This window comes from Bradyrhizobium sp. SUTN9-2, assembly GCF_003122645.1.
GTDB classification, from domain to species: Bacteria; Pseudomonadota; Alphaproteobacteria; order Rhizobiales; family Xanthobacteraceae; genus Bradyrhizobium; species Bradyrhizobium yuanmingense.
This window is the reverse complement of record NZ_LAXE01000001.1, coordinates 7,974,140-7,984,866: the sequence shown is the minus strand read 5'-3', so window position 1 is coordinate 7,984,866 and position 10,727 is coordinate 7,974,140. Positions and strand designations below refer to the sequence as shown.

The 10,727-nt window shown below is 65.4% G+C and carries 6 protein-coding genes; 4 read left to right on the top strand and 2 right to left on the bottom strand.

From position 1 onward, the window contains the following. Window positions 1-3,007 (bottom strand): DNA polymerase I (gene polA / locus XF30_RS37110; RefSeq protein ID WP_109145466.1); only part of this gene is annotated, 3,007 nt, incomplete at its 3' end. Between the two features lie 195 nt (window positions 3,008-3,202). Next, on the bottom strand, window positions 3,203-4,270 hold the full coding sequence (locus XF30_RS37100; RefSeq protein WP_109145464.1) for an acyltransferase family protein: 1,068 nt from the start codon (window positions 4,268-4,270) through the stop codon (window positions 3,203-3,205). 203 nt (window positions 4,271-4,473) lie between these two features. Between XF30_RS37100 and XF30_RS37095 the strand changes: the two genes are divergently transcribed. From XF30_RS37095 to XF30_RS37080, 4 genes are all read left to right on the top strand, one after another. Beyond that, complete coding sequence (locus XF30_RS37095) at window positions 4,474-5,790, top strand: UDP-glucose dehydrogenase family protein (RefSeq protein ID WP_109145463.1); 1,317 nt, start codon at window positions 4,474-4,476, stop codon at window positions 5,788-5,790. 129 nt (window positions 5,791-5,919) lie between these two features. Next, a complete protein-coding gene (gene hrpB / locus XF30_RS37090; protein WP_192893367.1) occupies window positions 5,920-8,394 on the top strand; it encodes an ATP-dependent helicase HrpB in 2,475 nt (824 codons plus the stop codon). Between the two features lie 127 nt (window positions 8,395-8,521). Then, entirely contained in the window at window positions 8,522-9,034 is a 513-nt protein-coding gene (locus tag XF30_RS37085; RefSeq protein ID WP_192893366.1) for a TIGR02281 family clan AA aspartic protease, read from the top strand. Between the two features lie 193 nt (window positions 9,035-9,227). Then, on the top strand, window positions 9,228-10,727 hold the full coding sequence (locus XF30_RS37080; RefSeq protein WP_109145461.1) for a phosphomannomutase/phosphoglucomutase: 1,500 nt from the start codon (window positions 9,228-9,230) through the stop codon (window positions 10,725-10,727).

The following is a 10,727-nucleotide window of genomic DNA, read 5'->3' as shown; positions in this document are numbered from 1 at the left end:
ACGGCGCATCCTGCATCACCTTCTGCACGACGGGGAGCGTTGCCTCGACCTCGTCGTCCGGCACCTCGAAGATCAATTCGTCGTGCACCTGGAGCAGCATTTGCGCCGAGAGCTTCTTCTCGGTGAGCGCATCCTCCACGCGCGTCATGGCGCGGCGGATGATGTCGGCGGCGGTGCCCTGAAGCCGCGCGTTGATCGCGGCGCGCTCGTTGAAGGCGCGCACCGAGGCATTCGAAGCCTTGATGTCGGGGTAGTGGCACTTGCGGCCGAACAGCGTGGTGACGTAGCCGTGGTTGCGGCAGAAATCGCGCGTCTCGTCCATATAGGCGCGGATGCCGGGGAACCGCTCGAAATACTTCTTGATGTAGGCGGAGGCTTCCTCGCGCGCGATGCCGAGCTGGTTGGCGAGGCCGAAGGCGGAGATGCCGTAGATGATGCCGAAATTGATCGCTTTCGCGCGGCGGCGGATCTCGCTCGGCATGCCCTTGATCGGCACACCGAACATTTCCGACGCGGTCATGGCGTGAATGTCGAGCCCATCGCGGAACGCCTGCTTAAGCACGGGAATGTCGGCGATCTCGGCCAGCAGCCGCAGCTCGATCTGTGAATAATCGGCCGAGACCAGCTTGTGCCCGGGCGTGGCGATGAAGGCGCGGCGGATCTTGCGGCCGTCCTCGGTACGCACCGGAATGTTCTGCAGGTTCGGCTCGTTCGACGACAAGCGCCCCGTCGTGGTCGCAGCCAGCGCGTAGGTGGTGTGCACGCGGTGGGTCTGCGGGTTGACGTAGGTCGGCAGCGCGTCGGTGTAGGTCGATTTCAGCTTGGAGACCTGGCGCCACTCCAGAATCTTCTTCGGGAAGTCGTGGCCCTGCTCGGCTAGCTCGTCGAGCACCTGTGCGGTGGTCGACCACGCGCCGGTCTTGGTCTTGGTGCCGCCAGGCAATCCCATCTTACCGAACAGGATGTCGCCGATCTGCTTGGGGCTGCCGACATTGACCGGCTCGCCCGCGATCTCCTGGATCTCGGCCTCGACGCGCGCTGCGGTCTGGGCGAAGTCGCCGGACAGACGCGACAGCACCTGGCGATCGATCGAGATGCCGCGCCGCTCCATACGCGCAAGCACGGAGACCAGCGGCCGCTCCAGCGTCTCGTAGACCGCACTCATGTGCTCGGAAACCAGGCGCGGCTTCAGCACGCGCCACACCCGCAACGCGATGTCGACGCCTTCGGCTGACAGCGGTGCGGCCTTGTCGATCGGCACCTGGTCGAAGGTGATCTTGCCCTTGCCGCTGCCGAGCAGCTCGCTGTCCTTCAGCATGGCATGGCCGAACCAGCGCTCCGACAACGATTCGAGCGCATGCGAGCCGCGGCCGGCATCGAGCACGTAGGAGATCAGCAGCGCATCGTCGATGTTGCGCAGGGTGATGCCGTGCTGCGCCAGCATCACGGCCGTGAACTTGACGTCGAAGCCGATCTTGAGGATGCCCGTCGATTCCAGCACCGGCCGCAGCGCTTGCAGCGCGTCGTCATGCTTGACCTGATCCGGCGCAAGGCCGGCATCGAACAGGCCGGCGCCGCCGCCGGATTGCTTGTGCGCCAGCGGCACGTAGCAGGCCTCGTTCGGCGCCAGCGCCAGCGCGATGCCGCAGAGATCGGCCTGCATCGGATCGATCGAGCTCGCTCTCGTCTCGATCGCGACATGGCCGGCGTCATGGATGCGCGCAATGAAGGCGTCGAGCTCCTTCAGCGTCTTGATGGTCTGGTATTTGCCGCGATCGACAGGAAGCTTGCGCAGCGCCTCTTCGCGCGCGGCGGCGAGGGAGATCGGTGCCCCCTTCGGGCTCGCAGCCTTGTCCTCCTTGCCTGCCGACTTGTTGGGCTGGTTCGGCCGGGCCGGCGCCGGAGTTCCCGTGCCCGGTGTGGGCACCACGTCCGAGGGCGGCAACGTCGTGAATACGCTGGCGCCGCTGGCATAGCCGGGATCGGCATCGATATTGGCGGGATCGATCTGCGCATATTCGGCGACGCGCCGCGTCAGCGTCGTGAACTCCATCGCCTTGAGGAAGGCGATCAGCTTGCGCGCGTCGGGCTCGTGGACGGCGAGGTCGTCCAGCGGCACCTCCAGCTCGACCTTGTCGTCGAGCAGCACGAGCTGCCGCGAGATGCGCGCCTTCTCCGCGTTCTCGAGCAGCGCCTCGCGCCGCTTGGGCTGCTTGATCTCGCCGGCGCGGAACAGCAATTGGTCGAGATCGCCATATTCGGTGATCAGTTGCGCCGCGGTCTTGATGCCGATGCCGGGTACGCCCGGCACGTTGTCGGTGGAATCGCCCGCGAGCGCCTGCACCTCGACCACCTTGTTCGGCGGCACGCCGAACTTCTCGATCACCTCTGATATGCCGATGCGGCGGTCCTTCATGGTGTCGTACATGGTGACGCAATCGGTGACGAGCTGCATCAGGTCCTTATCGGACGACACGATGGTGGCGCTGGCGCCGCGCTCGCAGGCTTGGCGCACATAGGTCGCGATGAGATCGTCGGCCTCGAAGCCGATCTGTTCCAGGCAGGGCAGGTCGAAGGCGCGCACGGCTTCGCGGATCAGCGCGAATTGCGGAATGAGATCGTCGGGGGCCGGCGGCCGGTGCGCCTTGTAGTCCGGATAGATCTTGTTGCGGAAGGTGATCTCCGACTTATCGAAGATGATGGCCAGATGCGTCGGCCGATTGTCCTCGGGCATCTCGCGGAGCAGCTTCCACAGCATGTTGCAGAAGCCGAGCACGGCGTTGACCTGGAGCCCGTCGGATTTGCGGTTCAGCGGCGGCAGCGCGTGATAGGCGCGGAAGATGTAGGAGGAACCGTCGACCAGGAAGACATGGTCGCCCTTTCCGGCCGCCTTCGCCGCGACCGGTTTGGCAGCAGCCTTGGCAACAGCGGGCTTGGTCTCTGCGGCAGCTTTCGGCGCGGCCTTGGTGTCAGCTTTGGCGGTGGTCTTCGGAGATGTCTTGGGCATGGCCGCAATGTATGAATTTTTGCGGACTTTGACAGCCTTGGGAGGTGGATTTTTGGGCCGGTAGCGCGACTAATCCCCGCTGTCATTCCCCGCGAAAGCGGGGAATCCAGTACGCTGCGGCTTCTCGGTTCAATCGCTGGCGCCTCCGCGTACTGGGTCGCCCGGTCAAGCCGGGCGACGACACCGAGAGGGCAGCTACTCCGCTGCCTGTAACCGCACGCCCGCCTTCCTCGGCGCGATCCAGAACGCATCGGGCCGCTCGAACAGGAAGCGCGCATTGAGGCGGAGCGCGACCTGCCAGATCGCCAGCGCACCGAGCACGCCGACGACGGTGACGAGCAGCGACACCGTGCCGATATCAGGAATGATGCCCGTGCGCAGCAGCAGCGTTCGCGTCGCCGCCATCGGCAGGAAGAAGGCGAGATAGATCACGATCGAATGCTCGCCGCAGAAGCGGAGGAAGTTGAGCCAGTGCGCCCGCGCGAGCAGCGTGCCCGCCGCGATGATGGCGCAGGCGCCGGCGAAGCCGAGCGCGAGCGAGACGATCGCCCACTCGCTGGCGCCCGCTGCGACGAGGCCGGCATTGATCAGCGCCCAGGCAGCGAGCGCTGCAAGCGCCAGCGCCGGATGCTTCCGCGCCTGATCCGACAGGGCGAACACGTAGGGCGCGAACAAATAGCCCGAATAGAAATAGACGAAGCGTGCGCAGAACTCGTCGATGGCGGTCCAGCCGGTCGTGATGTGCGCGGTCTCCAGCGCGGCGGCGACGAGCCAGACCGCGAGCGATGGGACCTTGCGTGTCAGTTTCGTGACGACGAAGAAGACCGGCAACAGATAGATGAACCACAGCGTGCCGAACGGCTCGATGAAGGATTCGAGATACAGCAGGCCAACATGCTGCCAGCTGGTCTCGGCCGCAAAGGCCGGGGCCTTGAAGCCGAATTGGATTGTTACCCAGACGACATAAAAATAGGCGAAATGCACCACCTTGCGGTCGAGATAGGTTCGCCAGTCCCGATCGATCACCAGAGACAGGAACAAGCCCGAAATCAGGAAGAAATCCGGCATCCGGAACGGCTTTGCGAAGGCTACGAGCACGTGCATGAACCCGGTCTGCCCGGCGGCAAGCTCCACCCCCAGCACCGAATGCATCATCACCACCATGACGATGCAGATACCCTTGGCGTAGTCGACCCAGTCGATACGCGCGCCCGAAGCGGCCGTGGAGGGGCTGGCCGCCGCGATTGTGCCTGATCGTGCCATGGTGTCCCTTTTCGAGGCGCGTTCCGCCCGTGCCTGTGCGGGCCTGGGGCAGTTTGGAGCCCAGTAGTTTCCGACTTCTTTACCGGTTCAAATCGCGGGCCGGTTTTTGCATGCGGACTGTTCCATGGCCTCGGGAAAATGCTAAACCGCCCCGGATTGGGCCGAGTTGGACGTCCGTTAACCAAGCTGGAACAGGATTTTTCATGCGAATTGCGATGATCGGCACGGGCTATGTGGGATTGGTGTCCGGCGCCTGCTTTGCGGATTTCGGCCACGACGTCACCTGCGTCGACAAGGACGAGAGGAAGATCGCGGCACTCCATCGCGGCGAGATCCCGATCTACGAGCCCGGGCTCGACGAGCTGGTCGCGAACAACGTGAAAGCCAAGCGGCTCGACTTCACCACCGACCTGAAGCAGCCGGTCGCCGATGCTGATGCCGTGTTCATCGCGGTCGGCACGCCCTCGCGCCGCGGCGACGGACACGCCGACCTGTCTTACGTCTATGCCGCCGCGAAAGAGATCGCGCAGTCGCTGCAGGGCTTCACCGTGGTGGTGACGAAATCGACCGTGCCGGTCGGCACCGGCGATGAGGTCGAGCGCATCATCCGCGAGGCCAATCCCAAGGCCGACGTGGTTGTCGCCTCGAACCCTGAGTTCCTTCGCGAGGGCGCGGCGATCCGCGATTTCAAATTCCCGGATCGCATCGTGGTCGGCACCTCCGACGAGCGCGGCCGCAAGGTGATGGGCGACATCTACCGTCCGCTGTCGCTGAACCAGGCGCCGCTGATGTTCACCGCGCGCCGGACCGCCGAGATGATCAAATATGCCGCCAACGCGTTCCTAGCGACCAAGATCACCTTCATCAACGAGATCGCCGACCTGTCCGAGAAGGCCGGCGCCAACGTGCAGGAGGTCGCGCGCGGCATCGGTCTCGACAACCGCATCGGCACCAAATTCCTGCATGCCGGTCCCGGTTTCGGCGGCTCGTGCTTCCCGAAGGACACCAAGGCCCTGATCAAGATCGCGCAGGACTACGACGTCTCCTTGCGCATCGTCGAATCGGTGCTGGCGGTCAACGAGAACCGCAAGCGCGCGATGGCGCGCAAGGTGAGCCAGGCGCTCGGCGGCAATCTGCGCGGCAAGACCGTTGCGGTGCTCGGCCTCACCTTCAAGCCCGACACCGACGACATGCGTGATGCGCCGTCGATCCCGCTGGTAACAGGCCTGATCGACATGGGCGCGAAGGTGAAGGCGTTCGATCCCGTCGGCATGGAGCAGGCCAAGGGCGAATTGCCCGATATCACCTATTGCGAGGACGCCTATGCCTGCGCGCAAGGCGCCGACGCGCTCGTCATCGTCACCGAATGGGTCCAGTTCCGCGCGCTCGATCTCGACCGGTTGAAGGCGACCATGGCGAAGCCGATCGTCGTCGACCTCCGCAACATCTACCGCCCCGAAGACATGGAAGCCGCGGGCTTCGTCTACGAAAGCGTCGGGCGCCCGCCGGTGCAGGGCTGATTGCTGCATATTCTCGTTCAACGAAATCGTCATGGCCGGGCTTGTCCCGGCCATCCACGTCTTGTTCACTCTCGCCTGAAAGAACGTGGATGCCCGGCACAAGGCCGGGCATGACGACCGGATGTTTCCTTGCCCCGCAGCTTCGACACGCCCCTCCCGATCGATGCCGTGCTCGTCGATTTGTCGCGTACGCTGGAGGCTAGCAACGCCGCAGTGCTGGTGGCCCCTCCCGGCGCCGGCAAGACCACGCGCGTGCCGCTGGCCTTGCTCGATGCGCCCTGGGCCAAGGACAAGAAGATCATCGTGCTGGAGCCGCGCCGCATCGCCGCGCGCGCCAGCGCCGACCGCATGGCCAAATCGCTCGGCGAGCGCGCCGGCGAAACCGTCGGCTATCGTGTCCGCTTCGGCTCGAAGATCTCGCGCGCGACGCGCATCGAGGTGGTGACCGAGGGCATCTTCACCCGCCAGATCCTCGACGATCCCGAACTAACAGGCGTTGCCGCGATCCTGTTCGACGAATTCCACGAGCGCTCGCTCGACGCCGACATGGGCCTCGCGCTGGCGCGTGATGCGCAAACCGGCTTGCGCGAGGATTTGCGCATCCTGGTGATGTCGGCGACGCTCGACGGTGCGCGGGTGGCAAGGCTGCTCGGCGATGCCCCCGTCGTCGAGAGCGAGGGCCGTGCGTTTCCGGTCGAGACACGCTATCTCGGCCGCAAGGCGGACGCGCCGATCGAGCGGCAGATGGCGGATGCGATCGCATCTGCGCTGCGCGCCGATAGCGGCTCGGTGCTGGCCTTCCTGCCAGGCGCCGCCGAGATCCGCCGCACGCAGAATTTCCTCTCCGAGCGCGTGCAGGACGCCTCCGTCGAGATCGTGCCGCTGTTCGGCGCGCTCGATGCCGCCGTGCAGGATCGCGCCATCGCGCCGGCACCCAAGGGCACGCGCAAGGTGGTGCTGGCAACCTCGATCGCGGAGACCTCGCTCACCATCGAGGGCGTGCGTATCGTCGTCGATAGTGGTCTTGCCCGCGTGCCGCGCTATGAGCCCGATATCGGCCTGACGCGGCTCGAGACCGTGCGTGCCTCGCGCGCGGCGGTGGACCAGCGCCGCGGCCGTGCCGGCCGCACCGAGCCCGGCGTCTGCTACCGGCTCTGGGACGAGCCGCAGACCGCATCGCTCGCGCCGTACACCCAGCCGGAAATCCTCAGCGCCGACCTGTCCTCGCTGGTGCTCGATCTGGCGCAATGGGGCGTCAGCGATCCCGCGGCTCTATCGTTCCTCGATCCGCCGCCGCAGCCGGCCTGGAAGGAAGCCAAGAGCCTGCTGAGCGAGCTAAACGCGCTCGACGGCGACGGCCGCATCACCGCCGAAGGCAAGAGCTTGCGTGCGTTGGCGCTGCCGCCTCGGCTGGCGCGCATTATCGTGGATTCGCATCGCGCCGGCGAGGGCCAGGCCGCCGCCGAGATCGCGGCCATCATCACCGAGCGCGGCCTTGGCGGCGACAGCGTCGATCTCGAGCACCGCCGCGACCAGTTCCGCCGCGACCGCTCACCACGCGCGGCAAGCGCGCGCGATCTCGCGCACCGCTGGGCTTCGCAGGTCGCGGCGTCGGAGAAGGTGGCGCAGCAGGAGGATCTCTCGACCGGCCTGATGCTCGCCTATGCGTTCCCGGACCGCGTCGCGCGCAATCGCGGCAATGGCAGCTTCGTGCTGGCCAACGGTCGCGGCGCCTCTGTCGAGCAGACCTCCTCACTCGCCCGTGCGCCCTACATTGCGATCGGTGAGATGACGGGGACGGCGGCGAGCGGACGCATCTTGCTCGCCGCGCAAATCGCCGAGGACGAGATCGAGCGGCATTTCGCCGAGCATATCGAGACCGCCGACGAGATCTCCTTTGATCGCGGCGCGATGGCGCTGCGGGCGCGGCGCAGGCGCGTGCTGCACGCAATCACCCTGTCCGAGGCGACGCTTTCAGTGTCGCCCTCGGAGGACACCGCGCGCATCTTTGCCGAAGGACTGATTGCGGCCGGCCTCGACCGGCTGCCCTGGTCGAAGGCCGCCAAGCAATGGCGTGATCGCGTGATGTTCCTGCGCAAGGCCGAGGGCGACAGCTGGCCCGACCTGTCGGAAGACGGCCTGATCGCGCGGCGCGATGATTGGCTGGTGCCGGCGCTCTACGACAAGATCGCGCTCAAGGACATCTCCGCGGGCGATCTCTCCGATGCCCTGATGGCGCTGTTACCGTGGGAGATGCGCGCACGGCTCGATCGCGAGGCGCCGACCCATTTCGAGGCGCCTACGGGGAGCGTGCTCGCGATCGACTACGAGGCCGAGCAGGGACCGACCATCGCGGTGCGGCTGCAGGAATTGTTCGGCCTCAACACCCATCCCTCGATCGCCGCCGGCAAGGTGCCGCTGGTGCTGGAATTGCTGTCGCCGGCCCAGCGTCCGGTGCAGGTGACGCGCGATCTGCCCGGCTTCTGGCGCGGCAGCTACGCCGCCGTCCGCTCCGACCTGCGCGGCCGCTACCCGCGTCACCCCTGGCCCGACGATCCCGCGAGCGCCGTGCCGACAAGGCGGGCGAAGCCGCGCGGGACGTGAGAACTCGCAACCGGCATTAACCCTCCGCTCATCCTTTTCGTCAAAATGACAGGAGCCCCGGCGTGCCTTCGCTCGCCGCCGGCCTCGTCGCGTGATGAAATCGAGCTTTCGGCTCGGAAGTGGTGTGATGCGTAACATTATGATCATCGCGGCCGTCATGATCGGCCTCGGCACCTTCATGGCGCAGATGGCGGACAAGATGAGCTCGGCTTCCGCCACGTCAGTGCCGCGCACGACGGTCGCAGTCGCGGCCACAGCGCCGGCCGGCGGCCGCAGCCTGGCCATTGGCCGTGACGCCCGCGGTCATTTCCAGACCGAGGGCCGGATTGACGGCCAGCGCATCGGCTTCATGATCGATACCGGCGCCTCCGTCGTTGCGCTGAACGAGACCTCGGCCGCCCGGTTTGGTCTCCGTCCCTCGCGCGGCGAGTACAACGCCACCGTCTCCACCGCCAACGGCACCATCAAGGCCGCGCGCACCCGCATCGCCATGCTCGACGTCGGCGGTCTCATCGTGCGCGACGTCGATGCAATGGTCCTGCCGGATGAGGCGCTGTCGGAAAACCTGCTCGGCCTCTCCTTCCTGTCCCGCCTGAAGCGTTTTGAGTACGCCAACGGGCAGATGGTGCTGGAGCAGTAGAGGCGCTGCCCGCGCGACCGCGCAGTCGTCAATTTCAAGAAGTTATTCTTGCTCCGGCCGCCCTTCCGTAACGTTTCTTCGTTACCAAACTGCCGCAATTATCGGCCATAAGCCTTCATTCCCGCCTTTCGCTGCGGTTTGGCATTCGCTAAGCCTGCAGCAACTCCCGCCCCCCTTTCACGAGACCGACTCAATGTTCCCGAAGCCGAAATCCGTATTATTGCCCAACACCTACGCCTTCGAATCCGAGCCGATGGTGAAGCCGACAGGCTTTCGCGAATACGACGCGCGCTGGTTGTTCCAGAAGGAAATCAACCTGATGGGTGTGCAGGCGCTCGGCATGGGGCTCGGCGCGCTGATCGCCGAGCTCGGCGTCAAACAGGAGATCGTCACCGGCCACGATTTCCGCGGCTACTCGGCCTCGATCAAATACGCGCTGATCTCCGGCCTGATGGCGGCGGGCTGCAAGGTGCACGACATCGGCCTTGCGGTGACGCCGATGGCCTATTTCGCACAGTTCGATCTCGACGTGCCCGCTGTTGCGATGGTCACGGCCTCGCACAACGACAATGGCTGGACCGGCGTGAAGATGGGCGCCAACCGCCCCCTGACCTTCGGCCCCGACGAGATGACGCGGCTGAAGGAAATCGTGCTCAACGCCGAGTTCAAGAACAAGGCCGGCGGCTCCTATCAGTTCCACGAGAATTATCCGGCGCGCTACATCGCCGACCTCACCTCTCGTCCGAAGCTTAAGCGCAAGCTCAAGGTGGTCGCGGCCTGCGGCAACGGCACCGCCGGTGCGTTCGCGCCGCAGGTGCTGGAAGCGATCGGCTGCGAGGTGATCCCGCTCGACACCGAGCTCGACCACACCTTCCCGAAATACAATCCGAATCCGGAAGACATGGAGATGCTGCACGCGATCCGCGACGCGGTGTTGCAGCACAAGGCTGATGTCGGCCTTGGTTTCGACGGTGACGGCGACCGCTGCGGCGTGGTCGACAACACCGGTGAGGAGATCTTTGCCGACAAGGTCGGCGTGATGCTGGCGCGCGACATGTCGGCGATCCACAAGGACGCGCAGTTCATTGTGGACGTGAAATCGACTGGCCTGTTCATCACCGATCCCGTGCTGCAGAAGCAGGGCGCAAAGACCGCCTATTGGAAGACCGGTCATTCCTACATGAAGCGCCGTACCAACGAGACCGGTGCGCTCGCGGGCTTCGAGAAGTCCGGCCACTTCTTCTTCAACAAGCCCTATGGCCGCGGCTATGACGACGGCCTGGTCTCGGCGCTCGCGATCTGCGACATGCTCGACCGCGCGCCCGGCAAGTCGATGGCCGATCTGAAGAACGCGCTGCCGAAGACCTGGTCGTCGCCGACCATGTCGCCGCATTGCGCCGACGAGACCAAATACGGCGTCATCGACAAGGTGGTGAAGCACTTCGAGGACCTGCAAGCAAAGGGTGCGAAGATCGGGGGGCAGGCGATCCGCGATCTCGTCACCGTCAACGGCGTGCGCGTCACGGTCGAGGACGGCAGCTGGGGCCTGGTGCGCGCCTCGTCCAACAAGCCCGAGCTCGTCGTCGTGGTCGAGAGCCCGGTCTCCGAGCAGCGCATGCACGACATGTTCGAGATGGTGAACAGCGTGCTGCGCACGCATCCCGAAGTCGGCGAGTACAATCAGAAGATTTGA